Below are 17231 nucleotides of genomic sequence, written 5' to 3'. Positions count from 1 at the left end.
AATGGTCATCCGATCAGGCGGTGACCGCCAGCGTTGCGGCCAGCCCGAAGGCCAGCGCCATCACGACGGCCTCGACGACCGCGCGGCGCAGTGAAGCCTCCGCGTCCATCCGGTGGTCGGCGGCCCGCGGCACCCAGGTGCGTCGCCACCACCAGCCGAGCGCGAACAGCCCGATCAGCACTACGGTCTTCGCGAGCAAGATCCTGCCGTAGCCGGTCGTCACGAACGGTGTGATCCCGCCGACTCGAATCACCCCGTTCAGCAGGCCGGTCACCGCTACCATCGCCACCAAGGGCAGCGCCGCCGCCGAATACCTGGGCAGCGCGACCGCCCACTCGCCGCGCGTCCGTACGACCAGCGCCAGCGCGATCAGCAACCCGAACCAGGCCGCCGCCGCGAGCGCGTGCACCGCGGCGAGCACCGAGCCGAACGCCTGCTGTGACATGTGTCCGGTGATCGGGCGAAGCGCCAGCACGACCGCAGCGAACACCAGCACCAGGTCGGGCGATGCGGAGCGCGGGCGCCGGAAGGCCAGCGCGGATCCGCAGGCCACCACGCCGACGCCGACCAGGATGGCGATGCCGACCTGGCCGCCGCTGATATCGACGAGGTAGGTGCCGAACTGGCCTGCGCCGAGGTCGGTTGCCGGAACGCCGACGACCTCGGCCGCCTCGAAGACCAGCACGGCGAATTCGGCGCTCGCCCAGATCCCGGCCAGCACCGCGAGCAGCCGCCACGGCGTCCGCAGCCGGGGCTGCACCCTGGGCAGCGCGGCCAGCCCGAGCACGGTGGCACCGACACCGTCGGCGAAGACCCGCACAACGGCCTCTGCGGGCAGCGCTTGCTGCGAGTTCAATGCCCAGGCGAGCGCCACGCCGACCAGCCCGGACACGGCGACAAGCAGCGGCGAGAACCATGGTGTCCGGGCGGTCTTGCGTCGCGCACCACCCGGGCCGCCGATCGTCCTGGCGCTCACCGTTCGGGGTTCCGGCTCCTGCCGCCGAACAGCGCGACCGCCAGCCCACCGCCGAACAGCACGATCGCGCCGAGGACGAACACCCACAGCGGAACCCCGCCCGAGCCGTCCTCGTCGCCGTCGACCGTCTTCGCGTTCGCCTTGGGACCCGGCGTCCCGCTACCGGGTTTGCTGAGCGTGAAGTGCCGCTTGCCGCTGACCGGGTGGCCGTCGGCGGAGGTCACCCGATAGCCGACGGTGTACTCGCCGACCGGACCCAGCTCGCCCACGGTGACGCTGACCGTCTTGCCTTCGACGACCGGATCGCCCTTGGACCACAGGTTGCCGTCCGGGCCGACCACGGTCAGGGCCGGGAAGCTGGGTTGCAGTTCCTCGTTGAAGGTGATGCTGACCCGCGCCGGGCCGCTGTCGACGGTCGCGTTGTCGTCCGGGACGCTTCCGGTCGGCGTCGAATGTGCGGAAGCGACTCCGGTCGCGGCGACACCGAATCCGAGCAGAAACACCCCCGCCATGACGGCGGTGAACAGGCGGCGGGTCACGACCGACGCCCGCGAATCACGTTGCCCAGACCGAGTGCGACGCCGAACAGTCCGAGCGCGAGGCCGACGCCGGCGAGCCAGCGGGCGGTGTCGTCGGTGTCGTGCTCGCCGGCACGCGTGGCCGTGCTGTCCATCTGGTGTCCGTCTTCCGCGTTTTCCTTCGCCGCGGCAAGGGTGGCCGACGGCGCCGGGTGTTCGGGTTCGTCGCCGTCTGGGCCGACCGGCTGATCCCAGCTGACCACCTTGCCGTCGGAATAGGTCTGCTTGGCGGGAAAGGAGACCGAGTCCTGCTTGGGCAGTGGGCCGACGGACACCGCGAAACGCTGAAACTGACCTGGCGCGATGCCGGGAGCTCCTGGGTCCGCGATCCAGGTGATCGCAGTGATCTCCGCTGTTGCGTTGCGTTCGACCTTGGCCGACCAACCCGGAATCGGTTCGGTTCGAGCGGATTTCAGGTTGGGAAGGGTGATGGTGAGCGCAGTGGTGCTCGCGGTGTCCGATTCGGTCGGCACCCGGAACGTGGCCACTGCGTACCCGCCCTGGGTTGCGCCGGGCACGTCCACCGTGACGTGCGCAGCGGCGGTCCCACAGGTGAGCAGGACGAGACCTGCGGCGGCCGCCGACGTGCCGACGGCGCGCGAAATCGAGCTGTGCATGGAAAGCCTTCTGTCCGAGGGAAAGTGATGTCGGGTATCAGGCCGACGCCGGTGGCGCGCGGGGACCGATCGAGCCGTTCGGATGAAAGCGGTAGGAGGGGAGGCCGGGATCGGACCAGTGTGGGGTGCCGAAGATTCGCGCCAGGGGCGAAGCGAGCATTGCGCACAGCGCGGTGCTGGCGATGGTGTAGAGCGTCTCGGCGAGCACGATCAGCGCCGCACAGCCGAGTGTCGCGATGGCGTGCGCGACAAGCATCCATCCGGCCGGCAGCGCGGATTCCGTGGTCCCGGCGTGTTTGTGCCCGAGCAGGCCGGATAGCGCGGCATGGCTCATCAGCTGACCTGCCCCGAGCAATCCGACCACGACGACCGGATTCCGGCGCATCGACACGGCGCCCGCCGCCGAACCCGCGGCGGCGGCGATCAGCAGAACAAGTGTCAACTCGGTCGAACTGGGGAAACCGCAGCCCGCGGCACCATGCGCGGCCACGCCGAGCACACCGACAAGTGCACCGACCAGACCACCGCGCAGGTGGCCGGTGATCGGTTGCGGTGGCATCGCGACGGCGGTCAGCGCACGCCGAGGCGGGCCAGGACGTCGGCCTCGATCCCGGACAGCTCGTGGGCGATCGACGCATGCACGGCGCGGCGGCGTGCCGTGGGCAGTTGCTCGGTGGTGCGTACGGCGGCGGTCAGACTGCCTAAGCGGTCTCGAGTGGTGGCGACGAACTTCTGCGCCTCCCCCTCGTTCTTGCCGTCCCGCGCGGTGACCTTCTCCAGCGCCGCTTCGGCATTCGTGATCCTGGCCCGAAGCTTGGCGCCGTGCCCGGTGAAGTCGCCGAGCTGTTCGACGCCGATTCCGAGCTGCTGGGCGCGGCGGGTGTCGAGCCTCCCGCGCAGGAAAGTCGCGCCACGATAGGCGAGCGGGGCAAGCACCGGGATGAGGACGCGAGCCACACCGAGGTACTTCTTGACCTGGCTCGCGCTGAACGGATCACGCTCAGCCTTGGCGGCCACCTTCAGCGCGGCCTTCTCCTCCGCCTGGAACGTGGCGATCTGCGCTTTGGCGACTTTGCGCTGGGTGCGCGCCTCGGCGCGGCGGGATTTGCGGTCGTTCTTCGCGGCGAGCCTGGCCTCGATCGCGGCCTTGTGCTTGAGGGCTTTTGCCTCGGCCCTGCGGCTCGGCCGCCGCTTGCGCTTCGTGAACAACCCCATCGAAGGCCCTCCGTCATGCTGGTTTGCCATGGCGGTACGACGCCGGGGAAGGCCGTCCGCCCATGTCACACGGTTTGCCGTTACCCTATCGGGTCCATGGTGACAGCCACGAGGGTAGTGCGGGCTGTGACCCTCGATTCGCGGAGTTGTCGGGGGGAGGGACCATACTGCTAAGCGTGGATTCGGACATCGGTGACCGAGATGGTCGCAAGCGCAACGGCATGGCCGTCGGTCGGCCCGCCGGCGCGCCGAGCGCCTTCATCGATGCCAGGGCGCTGATCGGCTGCCGACATCGGCTGCATCTGGACGCCGCCCATCCCGAGGCGCTGGTAGGGATTTCGGATGATCCGGGTGTGCGCCAGCGCAGGGAAGCAGCCGCCGCACACCGCAGCAGGGTGCGCGACGCACTGGTCGCGGCCGCCCCCGATGCCTGGGTGGTGATCGATACCGGACTGCGCGCCGCCGAGCGCGCCGAGGCGACGATGCGCGCGTGCGCGGCAGGGGCGCAACGGATCTGGGGAGGTCTGCTGCCGCAGGAGCTCGACACCGGCAGACGCGGCGGCTCCGAGATCCTCCTGCGCGATCCCGACGGCGGCGGGTACATCCCGATCATCGTGGTGAACCACAAGGTGACCGATCCGCGTCAGCCCGAGCCCGCCGACTTCCACCCGACCACGTCGGACCCGTATCACTGGCATCCGCAACCGGATCCGCACCGGAAACTGCGCCCGCAGCCCCGTGACCAGCAGCGTCTCGCCCACCTCCACCGGATGCTGCAGCGCCATGGCCTGGCCAGCCCCGCACTGGTCGGCGGCGTTATCGGCTACCACTTCGACCGCATCCTGGTGCACGACCTCAGCCCGCTGCTCGCCGACTACGACCGGCGCTACGCCGACCGGATCGCGGTGGTGCGCGGCGAGCTGCCGACTGTGCCGTCGAAGGTGCCCGAGTGCAGGCAGTGCCCGTGGTGGAAGCGCGGCATCGAGGGGCCGAGTTGCGAAGACTGGCTGATCGAACGCCGCGACGTCAGCCTGGTGGCGCCCGGTTCGCGCGCCGAGGTGCTGCGCAGACACGGTGTCGAGACGATCGACGATCTCGCCGCCTGGTCCGATCCGGACCCCGAGGACTGGCAGCACGGCCCGTTCGACGAGGCAGTGGTCACCGCGCGGGCCTGGATCGCCGGCGCGCCGTTGGTCCGCAGGGTCGAGTCGGTGCGGGTGCGGCGGGCCGACGTCGAGGTGGACGTCGATCTGGAGAGCTTTCAGGAGTACGGCGCCTATCTGTGGGGGACGCTGCTGGACGGGGTGTACCGTCCGTTCGTCACCTGGGATCCGCTGCCCACCGACGACGAGGGCCGCTCCTTCGGCGAGTTCTGGACCTGGCTGATGACGGTGCGCGCCGAGACCGCCGCGGCCGGGAAAACCTTCGCCGCCTATTGCTATTCGCGCACCGCCGAGGACAAATGGCTGTACGAGTCGGCGCGCCGGTTCGCGGGCCGTCCCGGCGTGCCCACCATGGACCAGGTGCGCGCATTCGTGGACGGGCCGCAGTGGGTGGACATGTTCCAGGCCGTCTCGGACCAGTTCATCTGCCCGAACGGCAAGGGGCTCAAGAAGATCGCGCCGGTCGCCGGATTCGCCTGGCGCGACCCGGAGGCAGGCGGGGAGGCGTCGATGAGCTGGTATCGGCTGGCCGTAGGCTACGACGGCGCGCACGATCTCACCCAGCGCACCCGGTTACTGGAGTACAACGAGGACGACGTCCGGGCCACCCAGGTGCTGCGCGAATGGATGACACGCAGAGCCGACGTGGAGGTTCCTGGCCTCGCCGATTTCGGTCGTCGTACTATCGCCACGTGACAGAGCACGTCGAACAACTCGAGTTCCAGGCAGAGACGCATCAGCTGCTCGAGCTGATGATCCATTCGGTCTACTCCAACAAGGACACCTTCCTGCGGGAGCTGATCTCGAACTCCTCCGACGCCCTGGACAAGCTGCGGCTGGAGTCCTTCAAGGACAAGGATCTGCACGTCGACACGTCGGACCTGCACATTGAGCTGGAGGTCGACAAGGACAACCGGATCCTGACCGTGCGGGACAACGGCATCGGTATGTCGCGCGCCGAGGTGGTCGACCTGATCGGCACCCTCGCCAAGTCGGGCACCGCCGAGCTGCGTAAGAAGTTGAACGAGGCCAAATCCGAGGCCGCGGCCGAGGAGTTGATCGGCCAGTTCGGTATCGGCTTCTACTCGACCTTCATGGTTGCCGACAAGGTCGTCCTGACCACTCGGCGGGCGGGGGAGACGGAGGCCACACGCTGGGAGTCGGCCGCAGGCAGCTCGACCTACACCATCGAAACCTTGGACGAAGCGCCGCAGGGCACCGCGGTGTCGCTGCACCTCAAGCCTGCCGACGAGGACGACCACCTCTTCGACTACACCCAGGAGTGGAAGCTCCGGGAGATCATCAAGAAGTACTCCGACTTCATCGCTTGGCCGATCCGTATGCAGGTCGAGCGGACCGTCAAGGAGGGCGAAGGCGAGGACGCGAAAGAAACGACGATCCTCGAGGATCAGACCCTCAACTCCATGAAGGCGCTGTGGACTCGCCCGAAGAGCGAGGTCAGCGACGAGGAGTACAAGGAGTTCTACAAGCACGTCAGTCACGGCTGGGACGATCCGCTGGAGATCATCCCGCTGAAGGCCGAAGGCACCTTCGAGTATCAGGCCCTGTTGTTCATTCCGTCGCATGCTCCGTTCGACCTGTTCACCCGGGAGCACAAGCGTGGCGTGCAGCTCTACGTCAAGCGGGTGTTCATCATGGACAACTGCGAAGAGCTGATGCCGGAGTACCTGCGTTTCGTCAAGGGTGTGGTCGACGCGCAGGACCTGTCGCTGAACGTTTCTCGCGAGATCCTGCAGCAGGACCGCCAGATCCAGATGATCCGCAAGCGGCTGGTGAAGAAAGTGCTCGCCACGGTCAAGGACCTGCAGGGCGCCGAGGACCAGACGAACTACCAGACCTTCTGGAAGGAATTCGGCCGCGTCCTCAAGGAGGGACTGCTGTCGGACTTCGACAACCGTGACACCATCCTGCAGGTCTCCTCGTTCGCCTCGACGAACTCCGAGACCGAGTTGACTACGCTCGCGCAGTACCTGGAGCGGATTCCCGAGGGCCAGGACACGATCTACTACATGACCGGCGAGTCCCGCCAGCAGATCGAGAGCTCCCCGCACCTCGAGGCGTTCAAGGCCAAGGGCCGCGAGGTGCTGATCCTCACCGACCCGGTCGACGAGATGTGGGTCGGTTCGGTGCCCGAGTTCGACGGCAAGTCCTTCCAGTCCATCGCCAAGGGCGAGGTCGACCTGGAGACCGAGGAGGAGAAGAAGGCCTCCGAAGCGCTGCGCGAACAGCAGGACAAGGACTTTTCCGACGTGCTCACCTGGCTGGGCACTGCACTGGAGGAGAACGTGAAGGAGGTCCGCCTGACCAACCGGCTCACCACCTCCCCCGCCTGCCTGGTCGGCGACGTCTTCGACTTCACGCCGATGCTGGAGCGGATGTACCGAGCGTCAGGCCAGGCGCTGCCGGAGTCCAAGCGGATTCTGGAGCTCAACCCGACCCACCCGCTGGTTACCGGCCTGCGCGACGCCTACTCGGCCAAGAAGGACGAGGCCGACGCCGGCACCGCGACCGACCTGGCCGAAACCGCCGAACTGCTCTACGGCACGGCGGTGCTGGCCGAGGGCGGCGAGCTGAAGGACCCGGCGCACTTCGCACACATCCTCACCGATCGGCTCACCCGCACGCTCTGAGTCGCCTACGACCGGGGGCCATCGACGATGGCCCCCGGTCGCGGCATGTCGACGGAGCCACTTCATAACCCTGCGGTTGTCCGGGCGGCATCGGTGCATACCAGGGGTACGGACGCTTATCCCCGGTACTCGTTCGGCGGGGGATATCTGCTTGCCACTCGAGGTGTCAAAGCTTGGGTTCGGTTGGACTCCCTTCGTGCACAGCGATATTCGCGGAACTGGGGCGCTGGTACCGGTGTGGCACGGTTAGGATTTGGACGATCGAAAGGATCGTCACAGGATGTCCGGAAACCCGCTTGCCGTCGCCGAGCCGTGGGATCTCGTCGCCGACCGATACGCCGAGTTCGCCCCCACCGTCATGCAGCCGTTCTCCGCGCGTGCGCTCGGGTTCGCCTCGCTGTCGCCGGTTTCGCAGGTCGTGGACGTCGCCGCCGGACCTGGCACGCTCAGCCTGCTGGCAGCCGACCACGTGGCATGGGTCGAGGCCATCGATTTCTCCGAGACGATGATCGCGCGGCTCGCGGAAAACGCGGCGGCCGCCGGGCTGACGAACATCGCGGCGCAGGTGGGGGACGGGCAGGCGCTGCCGTTCGCCGGTGACCGGTTCGACGCCGGATTCTCGATGTTCGGGCTGATGTTCTTCCCGGAGCGCGCCAAAGGGTTCGCCGAGCTGTATCGGGTGCTGCGGCCGGGCGGCACGGCGGTGGTGTCGAGCTGGGCGCCGGTTGTGGAGTCGCCGCTGATGCGGATGATGTTCGGCGCTCTCGCTGCCGCCGATCCGAACATCCACGAGCCGCAGCCCAACTTCCTGAGCCTGGAGAACCCGCAGGTCTTCGAATCCGAGATGCGCGGCGCAGGGTTCGAAGCCGTCTCGATCCAGCGGCATTCGATCGCGCTCACCTTCGGCAGCCCCGACGAGATGTGGGAGACCATGGTGCGCAGCAGCGCGCCGCTGGAACTCATGCGCCACAGCGTCGGGCCGGAGGTCTGGGCCGAGCGGGCGACGTTGATGAAGGCCTTCCTCGTGGCGAATTACTGGCCGAACTGTCCGCTGTCCACCACCGCGTATCTCGGCATCGGGCACAAGCCGGAGGGCTGAGACGAGAACTGCGCACGCTCTTCCGAGGAAGGATCATGCGCAGTCGCTGCGTCGGCGCGGAATTACCGCGGGGCCATGCGCAGCGCGCCGTCCATGCGGATGGTCTCGCCGTTCAGGTAGTCGTGCTCGACGATGTATTGCGACAGCTGCGCGTACTCGTCCGGACGGCCGAGGCGGGACGGGAAGGGAACGCCGGCCTCGAGGCCCTTGCGGTACTCCGCGGTGACGCCGGCCAGCATCGGGGTGTCGATGATGCCAGGGGCGATGGTGTTCACGCGGATGCCGAACTGGGCAAGGTCGCGCGCGGCGGGAACGGTCATGCCGTGCACGCCGCCCTTGGAGGCCGAGTACGCGATCTGGCCGATCTGACCCTCGAACGCGGCGACCGATGCGGTATTGATGATGACGCCGCGCTGGCCGTATTCGTCGACAGCGTCGGTCTTGGCGATCGCGTCGGCGGCCAGCCGCATGACGTTGAACGTGCCGAGCAGGTTGACGGTGATGACCGTGCGGAACAGTTCCAGGTCGTGCGGGCCGTTCTTGGACAGGATGCGGCCTGCCCAGCCGACACCGGCGCAGTTGACCACGATGCGCAGCGGCGCGCCGGACTCGACGATCTTCGCGACCGCAGCGCCGACCTCGTCGTTGCTGGTCACATCGGCTGGGAGCAAGGTGACCCCGGCGGGCACGTTGTCGCCGGCGCGCTCGATCGACTGCGGCACATCAAGTCCGAAGACGGTGGCGCCGAGCTCGGCGAAACGCTTGGCGGTGGCAGCGCCGAGGCCGGACGCACCTCCGGTGACAATAGCGGCGGAACCCGAAATCTCCACGATGGTCCTCTCGTTCGTGACAGCCAGTTGGCCCTTTGCCAATGGCACCCTAACCGGTCTCACATGAGAGGCCCAGCATGGCTCCCTCTCACCGGGGCACCCTTGGCACACCGTTTGCGAACGAGAATGTTCGACGGTGGTACCGCAGAATGGAACGGCCAGCCGAGACCGACCGAACACCGGAGTCACCGCATGACCGAATCGGCCACCAGCGCACACCAACTCCCTCGTGGCAGGCACGGCCTGCCGCGGGAGCTGGTGATCGCCTCGCAGCGCGAGCGGATTCTGATCGCGACGGCACAGGCGATGGCCGAAAATGGTTATGTCGGAACGTCGGTCGCGGCGATCCTGAAACGGGCGGGGGTGTCCCGGGAGACTTTCTACGAGCAATTCCGTTCCAAGGAGCACTGTTTCGACGCGGCCTACGAACGTGCGGTACAGATGCTGCTCGACCGAATCGCCGATGCGAACGGGGGAGAAGAGGATTCCGCCGCGTCGAAGGAGTGGGATGCCATGGCGCGAATGGACCGGATCTTCCGCGCCTATCTCCAACATCTGATCGACGACCCGGCCAGCGCGCGGCTGTTCCTGGTCGAAGTCTTCGCGGTGGGGTCCGCGGCGATCTCGCGCCGTGCCCAGCTCCAGGAGCTGTTCGTCGGCTTGATCGCGGGGGTGCTCGACGCGCGGACCGAGCAGCAGCGCTTCGCCTGTCAAGCGCTTGCCGCCGCGATCGGCGCGATGGTGACCGCTCGCATTGCGGCCGGTGATCCAGACGGTCTGCTGGCGCTGCGGGAACCTCTGCTCGACCTGGTGCGTGGAGGTGGCGAGCTGTACGGGTGCGCGGTGGTCGACCACGCGCTCCGCCGGAGCCCGTCCGACCGCCAGCGAGAGTGATCAGGCAAGTGCCCCGCGGCGACTGGACGGCCTGTGCGGTCGGCCGACAGCGACCCCGATGACCGGCATCGCGTTCTCGTCGCGCTCGACGAAGCCGGCGCCGCGGACGGGATTCGTCACCGGGGTCAACGACCGCGTTGTCCACACGACCGATCGGCTGCGAGCTGCGCAGGCTCCGTGATCTTCCCCGGTTCGCCGACTCGGGACTGCTGGCCTGCGATCGCCCTGCGCGTCAGTAGCACTCCGATGGCCACCGCCGGTACGGCAATGGCCACGGCTGCGATAATCAGCCTGTCCACAGCCGGTGCCGCCGCTCCGAGCAGGGTCGCCGCGCCGAAGTAGAGGAAAAGCAAGCCCGACCCGATGCCGATGGCACGCTCGGGCAGATGCTTGCCGACCAGGATGCCGACCGCGATGGCGAGCGCGTCGGCGGCGACCATACCGATGGTCGAGCCGAGCCACACGCCGACCCAGTCGTAGTCGGTGGCCAGCGCGGCGGTGGCGAACATGGTCCGGTCGCCCAACTCGGCGAGCAAGAACGCGGAGAGCACCACGAAGAACGGTGCGGTGTTGGTCCGCAGGGTCTTCGGCTCGGGTTCGCCGTCCGCGGCGGCGCCGAAGTGCTCGCGTAGCGTCCACAGGCCGACGGCAAGGAAGGTAATCGCGGCGATCAGCGAGATCGCTCTCGTGGGCAGCGCGGCGCCGAGGAAGTAACCGACGCCGACCGAGATCAGGTGCACTGCGGCGGTGGCCGTCGCGATGCCGCCGAGCACCACCCACCAGCGATACCGCAGCGCGAATGTCAGCGCCATCAGCTGGGATTTGTCGCCCAGTTCGGCGAGAAAGACGATGCCGATACTCAGCAATATGGTGGCGATCATGTTGGCGGCTCCCGGTCTCCGGCCCGTCGGTCGGAGTTCTCGGTCTTCCTCCGGCCGACAACGAAATAGTTGTCCAGGCCGAAGGTCTCGCCCACCGATCAGATACCGGTTCACACAACCGGACCCGGACCCTGGCGGGGTAGTGGGTCAGTATGTCGACTGTGTGATTGGGGGCTACTCCCCTTCGCTGCTATCGACCCTACCCGGCCGGAGTTGCGTTGCCAAGTCGTTGTAATCGAAATCGCTATGCGCACAATAAGTTTGGCGACCCATGGCGAGAGTTTCGGTTGCCCTCACGCGGCGAGCAGCATAGCCAGAACCGCGGTGTCGGGATCGCTGATCGGGTCGAGGCCGACCCGGCTGACCAGCGAGGTGACCGTGCCGTCGGACTCCGTCTCGGCCCAAGCGGCGCGGTGCTCCAGCCCGAGATGCGGCACGCCGGGCAGCAGGACGCAGCCGGATGCCACGCCCGCGCACTCGGGCAGCGACGGGCGGGTTTCGGACGGAGGATGCAGCATCAGGAGGGCGGGCGGCACATGCTCGGCAAACCGACCGGGCTCCACGGCTTCCGCGCCGAGCACGGGACCTTCGGCCAGTACCAGTCCGACTGTGCCGGGTGCCGGATCGTCCGGCAGCTCCTCGCGCACGCCGAAGACCGTCGAGGTCGCCAGTAATCCAGGCAGTGTGGCTACGCGCACAGCCAGCACGAGCACCTGCGCCCATTCCTTGGTGGTGTCCGGCCAGCGGCCGGAGATGACGAAACCTCGCAGCGATCCGCGCGAGTGGAACGGCGTGATGCCGATCGGTTCGTTGGTGCGCATTTCTGCCTCCCGTCGTGACACCGGGGGCTGCCTTGCCCGTCGTCTTTACTGTGGATCCAAAATATGAACCACAAGTCACCTGGCACACAAGTACCAAAGAGTGCCAATTGGACGGTAGGCGGCGGCCCGAGGAGCAATCTTGCTGCACACCGGACGGATTCGACCCATACCCGGCCGAACCCGATCGCTCGGCGGCCCGAGTGTGCGCTCCGCAGACGCCCGTTCGGGCGCGGGACACAGCACGGGCCCGCGAACCCGAGCCGCGCGCGGAGCGGCGGATTCGCGGACCCGATGCCGGTGCCGAACGGCTCAGCCGAAGATGAGGCCCTTGGCCTGAGTGGTCGCCTTGGCGAAGCGATCCTGGACGTCGGCCCAGTTGACGACGTTCCAGAACGCGGTGACGTAGTCCGCCTTGACGTTCTTGTACTGCAGGTAGAAGGCGTGCTCCCACATGTCGACCTGCAGCAGCGGGATGATGCCGAGCGGGACGTTGGCCTGCTGGTCGTAGAGCTGGAAGGTCAGCAGCTTCTGTCCGAGGGTATCGAAGCCGAGCACGGCCCAACCGGAGCCCTGCAGACCGTTGGCCGCGGCGGAAAATTGTGCGCGGAACTTGTCGAACGAACCGAACTGGTCGTCGATCGCCGCGGCGAGCTCGCCGACCGGCTTGTCACCGCCGTTGGGGGAGAGGTTCTTCCACCAGATGGAGTGGTTGACATGCCCACCGAGGTGGAACGCGAGGTTCTTCTCGTGCAGGAAGATCGCGCCGTGATCGCCGGCCTCGCGGGCGGCTTCCAACTTCTCCAACGCGGTGTTCACACCGGCGACGTAAGCGGCGTGGTGCTTGGAATGATGAATCTCGTTGATCTGCCCGGAGATGTGGGGCTCCAGGGCGCTGTAGTCGTAGTCCAGATCTGGCAGCGTGTACTCAGCCACGATGTCCCTTCCTAGTCGGGCCGGGTGTGCACGGAGTTCCGAGCACACCCAGCCATCATTCGTACACCCGATCGGTTCCAACCTGGCCTGACGCCCCCGCATTCCGGTGACGCCGCGCAGTAGGCGGGTCGCACACCGTCACAACATGAACATCGGCACCACAGGAACCGCACGCGTAGCATCGAACCATGTCGTGGTACGACGAACTAGTAGGGCGCGTCAGACTTCCCGAGCCCGCTCTCGTCACCCCGGAGCAGGCGCTGCCGGGCCGGGCCGAACCGCTTCTGGTGCCGGATACCCATTTTGTGAACGGTCACCCGATACATCCACCGTTTTCGGAGGACATACAGATTGCCGTCGTCGCCATGGGATGTTTCTGGGGCGCGGAAAAGGGGTTCTGGGAGCTCGACGGGGTCTACACGACAGCGGTCGGCTATGTCGGCGGATACACGCCGAATCCCACCTATGAAGAGGTGTGCAGCGGGCGGACAGGGCACACGGAATCCGTGCTCGTCGCGTTCGATCCTGCGGTGATCGACTACGCGGGCATCCTCAAATACTTCTGGGAGAACCACGATCCCACCCAGGGTATGCGCCAAGGCAACGACCGCGGTACCCAATACCGTTCTGCCATCTTCACTCTCGACGCCGAGCAGGTCGAGGTCGCCCGCTCGACCGAGGAGTTTTTCGGCAAGCGTCTGGCCGAGGCCGGATACGGCGAGATCACCACACAGATCGTGCCGCTGCCCGAGTTGTCGGGCTTCTACTACGCCGAGGGCTACCACCAGCAGTATCTGGCGAAAAACCCGGGCGGATACTGCCCGGTCCATGCCACCGGCGTGAGCTGCCCGGTGGGCGCGGGTGCCTGACGTTCCGAATTCAGGGAAACGAGAATCGCCCATGCGGTCCGCATAGGCGTTTCGGCGTCGGCTGTTACAGCGGAGGAGCGATGCCGGGGCGGGTTGCGCGCGGGTCGCCCGCGTCGTGCGCTTTCCACCAGCGCGCGCCGCCTTCGATGAAATCCGGCAGCGGGATCTGCTTACCCAGCGAATCGTGGATGGTGATGTCGTCGAACCACACTCGCACGTCGAGTTCGCGCGGATCGATGCCCTCTTCCTGAGAGAACTCCAGCACATGGGTGGAGCTGTGACCGCCGATCTCGGTATCAAAGCTGAGCAGCTCACTCCACAGGGCCCAGCCACTGTCATCGACGTCGATGAATTCCCAGCCGTGCAGCCGCCCCCCGTCGAAGCTGCGGATCGCTTCGCCCAGGCCGTCCAGTTGCAGCGGCAGCACCCGTGGTTCCATATCGTCCCAGTGCTGTACTCGCAGTGACGCGGCGACCCGGCTCACGCCGGTGAATGCCACCTGGACCCGGTAATCGTCGGATGCCGTTCCGTTCTCCGGAAGCGTCAGCACCTCGAGGTCGAGTTGTAGCCGATTGGCCGCCTCGTCCACCGCGAGACCGAGACACGCGGCCTCGGACAACGCGACATTGAGGCCGGCTGTGTCCATTCCGCCGAGTAGCCCCCTGCTCACGTCCATGTCTTCAGGCTACCGACCACCACTGCTTGCGCCGGGTATTTCATATTCTCGTCCGTTTCGCGTTCCGCATGGAACCGAACGCGGCCCGGTCCCGTCCAAGTAGGTATCGGAGCCTCCATCGCTGCAGGTTCCGAGGTGGGTGACGAATGGCCGCTCCGGGATGGATAAGGAGGGGAGTCCCGGATCGGTCATTCGCATCACTCGCTTCGACAGGGGCACTCCGGTGCACCTGGAGTTCCGAGGCGGAGGTCGGGTAACCGATCAGTTGCTTGATAGCCGCAGACCGTGGGTGTGTTCTGCCCGATAGTTGACCCTGTGGATCAGGTTGTGGATTATGTGGATAACTTCGACCGGCCTATGCACAACCAGCAACACAGCGGGGCCGCGGTCACGTTCCGGGGACAAACCATACCTGATGTCGCGGGTCGCGGTCGAGTCCTCTGCCCCGCCCCGGAACTCCACGGCAGCCCGCCACCCATGGCAGGATCGAAACTGTGACGAGCCCCCACGTTCCGTCGGTCGCGGTGGAGGATGTGCCTGCCGATTTCGACGGCAGCGTGCCCGCGTCGGCCGACACTTCGCGACCAATACTGCTCGACGTCCGCGAGGACGACGAGTGGCAGCTCGGGCACGCGCCAGGCGCGATCCACATCCCGATGGTCGACGTGCCCGCCCGGCTCGACGAGCTGGAGTACGACACCGATCTCTACGTTGTCTGCAGGCAAGGCGGCCGGTCGCTCCAGGTGGTCGAATACCTCACTCATATCGGCTTCGACGCCATCCAGGTTCGCGGTGGCATGGTGGCATGGCAGCACGCAGGGCGCCCCCTGGTCGCGGAAGGCGACCACCAGGCGAAGATCTACTGACGAAAGAACGAGGTGCGCGGTGAGTACGGTGGTACAACCTTGTGCGCGCTGCGGCGCGCGCTGGGCCGTGCAAGGTTCGCCGATGCACTGGTGCCCGCGCTGCCGAGGCGTGCTGCTCTCGCCCGCGCCGATCGATGCTCCCGCCGACCGGCGCAACTACCGATGGGTTGCGCGTAGACCCGACCAACGTGCCCGCCGGGTGCAACCCGCGCGCTCCGCAGCTCGGACGGAGACGCCCCGTTACACGCAGCCCCCGCGCTGGGGACTGATCGACCCGCCGGCGCAGGCCACCACCGCGCCGTCCCGCCCGTTCGGCCGGCTGACGGACTCGGCGACCAAACTGCTGGTCGCGACGGCGGTCGTGTTCGCCGTCGCCGCGGTGGCCGAGCTGGTGCGCTATCTGATCCTGCTGCGTAACCGGACCCGCCTGATTCATCCCGCCGTGCTGTTCTGCTCCGACGCGTTCGTCACAGGCTCCGCCGTGCTCGCGCTCGTACTCGCGCTGGTGACGGCGGTGGCCGTGCTCGGCTGGCTGATCGAGACCAGGCGGGTGACCTATGCGGAAGCCGGCCGGCGCGACCCGCGCTCACGGCGAGCCCTCGCGCTCGGTTGCCTCGTTCCGGTGGTCAACCTGCTGTGGCCAGGAATCTTCCTTACCGAGGTCGTCGCCCGGCGCGGTGACCCGCGCGCCATCCGCGCGGTCCAGATCTGGTGGGTGACCTGGGTGTTCGGTGGCGTCGTCGCGATGGCCGCACTGCTGTGGCGAACAGCGGATTCGCTGCAGGTCATGGCGGACGGGGTGATGTTCACCGCATTCACCGACGCAGTGGCCCTCGGCGTCGCGTTGCTGACGTTGTGGGTGCTGCGGACAATCGATGGGCATGATCTGCTCGGTCGCGGCCGGACCGCGCGCCGATGGTTGATCGCGGTCGATCCCGCCGTGCCTGTGATCGAGCCGGTACATCCCGGCGGCGGGAACCGGGAAGCCGATACCGCGCGAGCCGCGGCGACCGACACCCCCGCGGACGAGGCCAACGGTGCTGTGGACCGTGAGCAGGAGGAGGTTGTGGCCAAGTGAGCCAGGGCAGTCGCGCGCCGTTCGTCGTCGCGCATCGAGGCGCCTCGGCGGCGCGCCCCGAGCACACGCTCGCCGCCTACGAGCTGGCGCTCCAAGAGGGCGCCGACGGCGTCGAATGCGACGTCCGACTGACCCGTGACGGGCATCTGGTGTGTGTGCACGACCGCACCGTGGACCGGACCTCCTCGGGCACCGGGCTGGTCAGCGAGATGACCCTGGACGAACTGCAAGCACTCGACTTCGGCGGTCGCGACGGCGAGCGCGCTACGGTGCTGACCCTCGGCGAGCTGATCGGCCTGGTGCTGGACTGGCGCAGCAGGCCGACAAAGTTGTTCATCGAGACCAAGCACCCGGTCCGCTACGGGGCGCTGGTGGAGAACAAGCTGCTCGCCGAACTCCAGCGATTCGGCATCGCCACTCCCGCCTCGGCCGACCACTCCCGCGCCGTAGTCATGTCCTTCGCGGCCACCGCGGTCTGGCGGATCCGCCGCGCCGCGCCGCTGCTGCCCACCGTGCTGCTCGGCGAATCGTCGCGCTACCTGGGTGGATCGGCCGCTACGACGGTCGGCGCGACCGCCGTAGGCCCGTCGGTGAAGACGCTGCGCGAGCACCCCGACCTGGTCGACAAGGCCGCCGCCGCGGGACGCGCCACCTACTGCTGGACCGTCGACGACCCCGGCGACGTCCAGTTGTGCGCCGACCTCGGCGTCAGCTGGATCGCCACCAACCACCCCGGACGCACCAAGTCACTGCTCAGCGCCGCCTGAACCGGGTTACACACGGCCACGGGGCCCGTCGCGCGTACTTCCCAGATCCGACTGCTAGTGCCGCACACAATCGCATCGGCGGCACTCCCGTTCTGAGCGGAGCGAGACAGTGCACTGCTTGTTGGTGACCCCGCTCGTGTCCGGGTGGCCGCCGTGTCCGTGATGAACTCGCGAGCGACAACTGCTTGTCCTCTGTTCATTCGAGCCAGTCGCAAACGGTCGGTGCCGCGGTCGCGGTTCAACGCAGGCACCTGGGTGATTGCTGTTTTGTGTGGGCCGGGACTGTGTATTGCTTGTTGGTGCCCCCGCTCGTGTCT

The 17231-nt window shown here is 67.3% G+C and carries 18 protein-coding genes; 8 read left to right on the top strand and 10 right to left on the bottom strand.

The window, feature by feature from the left end; all coding sequences use genetic code 11:
* Positions 1 to 13: 13 nt before the first annotated feature.
* Genes AB4Z47_RS29315 through AB4Z47_RS29295 form a run of 5 tightly spaced genes read right to left on the bottom strand, consistent with a single transcriptional unit; the run spans position 14 to position 3386 of the window.
* Positions 14 to 976, bottom strand: coding sequence for a copper resistance D family protein (locus AB4Z47_RS29315; RefSeq protein WP_441955717.1), 963 nt, complete (start codon positions 974 to 976; stop codon positions 14 to 16).
* On the bottom strand, positions 973 to 1488 hold the full coding sequence (locus AB4Z47_RS29310; protein WP_441955739.1) for a copper resistance CopC family protein: 516 nt from the start codon (positions 1486 to 1488) through the stop codon (positions 973 to 975). The genes AB4Z47_RS29315 and AB4Z47_RS29310 overlap by 4 nt, the downstream gene beginning before the upstream one ends.
* Before the next feature lie 23 nt (positions 1489 to 1511).
* Positions 1512 to 2171: a YcnI family copper-binding membrane protein gene (locus tag AB4Z47_RS29305; RefSeq protein WP_441955715.1), complete on the bottom strand. Its 660-nt coding sequence runs from the start codon at positions 2169 to 2171 to the stop codon at positions 1512 to 1514.
* A 37-nt stretch (positions 2172 to 2208) separates the two neighbouring features.
* Positions 2209 to 2730 (bottom strand): hypothetical protein, encoded by a 522-nt coding sequence (locus AB4Z47_RS29300; protein WP_441955713.1) that lies wholly within the window; start codon positions 2728 to 2730, stop codon positions 2209 to 2211.
* Positions 2731 to 2741: 11 nt separating this feature from the next.
* Entirely contained in the window at positions 2742 to 3386 is a 645-nt protein-coding gene (locus AB4Z47_RS29295) for a DUF6474 family protein (RefSeq protein WP_441955712.1), read from the bottom strand.
* Between the two features lie 221 nt (positions 3387 to 3607).
* Here AB4Z47_RS29295 and AB4Z47_RS29290 point away from each other — a divergent pair, with 221 nt between their 5' ends.
* From AB4Z47_RS29290 to AB4Z47_RS29280, 3 genes are all read left to right on the top strand, one after another.
* Positions 3608 to 5245, top strand: a complete 1638-nt coding sequence (locus tag AB4Z47_RS29290; protein WP_441955737.1) for a TM0106 family RecB-like putative nuclease — start codon at positions 3608 to 3610, stop codon at positions 5243 to 5245.
* On the top strand, positions 5242 to 7200 hold the full coding sequence (gene htpG / locus AB4Z47_RS29285) for a molecular chaperone HtpG (RefSeq protein ID WP_441955710.1): 1959 nt from the start codon (positions 5242 to 5244) through the stop codon (positions 7198 to 7200). The genes AB4Z47_RS29290 and htpG overlap by 4 nt, the downstream gene beginning before the upstream one ends.
* A gap of 280 nt (positions 7201 to 7480) precedes the next feature.
* A complete protein-coding gene (locus AB4Z47_RS29280; RefSeq protein WP_441955708.1) occupies positions 7481 to 8299 on the top strand; it encodes a class I SAM-dependent methyltransferase in 819 nt (272 codons plus the stop codon).
* A 62-nt stretch (positions 8300 to 8361) separates the two neighbouring features.
* Here the strand turns inward: AB4Z47_RS29280 and AB4Z47_RS29275 are convergent, their stop codons facing one another.
* The gene (locus AB4Z47_RS29275) at positions 8362 to 9129 is read right to left on the bottom strand and encodes an SDR family NAD(P)-dependent oxidoreductase (RefSeq protein WP_441955706.1); all 768 of its coding nucleotides are present in this window, start codon (positions 9127 to 9129) and stop codon (positions 8362 to 8364) included.
* 192 nt (positions 9130 to 9321) lie between these two features.
* Between AB4Z47_RS29275 and AB4Z47_RS29270 the strand changes: the two genes are divergently transcribed.
* Positions 9322 to 10023 (top strand): TetR/AcrR family transcriptional regulator, encoded by a 702-nt coding sequence (locus AB4Z47_RS29270; RefSeq protein ID WP_441955704.1) that lies wholly within the window; start codon positions 9322 to 9324, stop codon positions 10021 to 10023.
* Between the two features lie 125 nt (positions 10024 to 10148).
* Here AB4Z47_RS29270 and AB4Z47_RS29265 read toward each other — a convergent pair whose 3' ends face one another.
* The 3 genes from AB4Z47_RS29265 to AB4Z47_RS29255 all read right to left on the bottom strand — a co-directional run bounded on the left by AB4Z47_RS29265 (position 10149) and on the right by AB4Z47_RS29255 (position 12658).
* A complete protein-coding gene (locus AB4Z47_RS29265; RefSeq protein ID WP_441955702.1) occupies positions 10149 to 10904 on the bottom strand; it encodes a TMEM165/GDT1 family protein in 756 nt (251 codons plus the stop codon).
* Between the two features lie 293 nt (positions 10905 to 11197).
* Positions 11198 to 11725 carry a peptidase gene (locus tag AB4Z47_RS29260; protein WP_441955700.1) on the bottom strand — a complete coding sequence of 176 codons (528 nt, stop codon included), beginning with the start codon at positions 11723 to 11725 and terminating at the stop codon, positions 11198 to 11200.
* 309 nt (positions 11726 to 12034) lie between these two features.
* Positions 12035 to 12658 (bottom strand): superoxide dismutase, encoded by a 624-nt coding sequence (locus tag AB4Z47_RS29255; protein WP_441955698.1) that lies wholly within the window; start codon positions 12656 to 12658, stop codon positions 12035 to 12037.
* Between the two features lie 188 nt (positions 12659 to 12846).
* Between AB4Z47_RS29255 and msrA the strand changes: the two genes are divergently transcribed.
* Positions 12847 to 13527 carry a peptide-methionine (S)-S-oxide reductase MsrA gene (gene msrA / locus AB4Z47_RS29250; RefSeq protein ID WP_441955696.1) on the top strand — a complete coding sequence of 227 codons (681 nt, stop codon included), beginning with the start codon at positions 12847 to 12849 and terminating at the stop codon, positions 13525 to 13527.
* A gap of 64 nt (positions 13528 to 13591) precedes the next feature.
* On the opposite strand, the gene AB4Z47_RS29245 is transcribed toward msrA, so the two are convergent.
* Complete coding sequence (locus AB4Z47_RS29245) at positions 13592 to 14203, bottom strand: hypothetical protein (RefSeq protein ID WP_441955694.1); 612 nt, start codon at positions 14201 to 14203, stop codon at positions 13592 to 13594.
* A 494-nt stretch (positions 14204 to 14697) separates the two neighbouring features.
* Between AB4Z47_RS29245 and AB4Z47_RS29240 the strand changes: the two genes are divergently transcribed.
* From AB4Z47_RS29240 to AB4Z47_RS29230, 3 genes are all read left to right on the top strand, one after another.
* A complete protein-coding gene (locus AB4Z47_RS29240; protein ID WP_441955692.1) occupies positions 14698 to 15069 on the top strand; it encodes a rhodanese-like domain-containing protein in 372 nt (123 codons plus the stop codon).
* Between the two features lie 82 nt (positions 15070 to 15151).
* Positions 15152 to 16147, top strand: a complete 996-nt coding sequence (locus AB4Z47_RS29235; protein WP_441955691.1) for a DUF4328 domain-containing protein — start codon at positions 15152 to 15154, stop codon at positions 16145 to 16147.
* Positions 16144 to 16914: a glycerophosphodiester phosphodiesterase gene (locus tag AB4Z47_RS29230; protein ID WP_441955689.1), complete on the top strand. Its 771-nt coding sequence runs from the start codon at positions 16144 to 16146 to the stop codon at positions 16912 to 16914. The genes AB4Z47_RS29235 and AB4Z47_RS29230 overlap by 4 nt, the downstream gene beginning before the upstream one ends.
* Positions 16915 to 17231: the final 317 nt, after the last annotated feature.

Source organism: Nocardia sp. 2TAF39 (assembly GCF_052114905.1).
In the GTDB taxonomy this organism is placed as follows: domain Bacteria; phylum Actinomycetota; class Actinomycetes; order Mycobacteriales; family Mycobacteriaceae; genus Nocardia.
The sequence above is the reverse complement of the archived record's forward strand: the minus strand, read 5'-3'. Positions and strand labels throughout refer to the sequence as shown.

Bases quoted from the DNA above. Each gene is read 5' to 3' on its own strand.
- AB4Z47_RS29280 (WP_441955708.1), top strand. From the start codon at position 7,481: ATGTCCGGAAACCCGCTTGCCGTCGCCGAGCCGTGGGATCTCGTCGCC.
- msrA (WP_441955696.1), top strand. From the start codon at position 12,847: ATGTCGTGGTACGACGAACTAGTAGGGCGCGTCAGACTTCCCGAGCCC.
- AB4Z47_RS29305 (WP_441955715.1), bottom strand. From the start codon at position 2,171: ATGCACAGCTCGATTTCGCGCGCCGTCGGCACGTCGGCGGCCGCCGCA.
- AB4Z47_RS29265 (WP_441955702.1), bottom strand. From the start codon at position 10,904: ATGATCGCCACCATATTGCTGAGTATCGGCATCGTCTTTCTCGCCGAA.
- AB4Z47_RS29290 (WP_441955737.1), top strand. From the start codon at position 3,608: ATGGCCGTCGGTCGGCCCGCCGGCGCGCCGAGCGCCTTCATCGATGCC.
- AB4Z47_RS29270 (WP_441955704.1), top strand. From the start codon at position 9,322: ATGACCGAATCGGCCACCAGCGCACACCAACTCCCTCGTGGCAGGCAC.
- AB4Z47_RS29310 (WP_441955739.1), bottom strand. From the start codon at position 1,488: ATGGCGGGGGTGTTTCTGCTCGGATTCGGTGTCGCCGCGACCGGAGTC.
- AB4Z47_RS29245 (WP_441955694.1), bottom strand. From the start codon at position 14,203: ATGGACGTGAGCAGGGGGCTACTCGGCGGAATGGACACAGCCGGCCTC.
- AB4Z47_RS29235 (WP_441955691.1), top strand. From the start codon at position 15,152: ATGCACTGGTGCCCGCGCTGCCGAGGCGTGCTGCTCTCGCCCGCGCCG.
- AB4Z47_RS29300 (WP_441955713.1), bottom strand. From the start codon at position 2,730: ATGCCACCGCAACCGATCACCGGCCACCTGCGCGGTGGTCTGGTCGGT.
- AB4Z47_RS29260 (WP_441955700.1), bottom strand. From the start codon at position 11,725: ATGCGCACCAACGAACCGATCGGCATCACGCCGTTCCACTCGCGCGGA.
- AB4Z47_RS29295 (WP_441955712.1), bottom strand. From the start codon at position 3,386: ATGGGGTTGTTCACGAAGCGCAAGCGGCGGCCGAGCCGCAGGGCCGAG.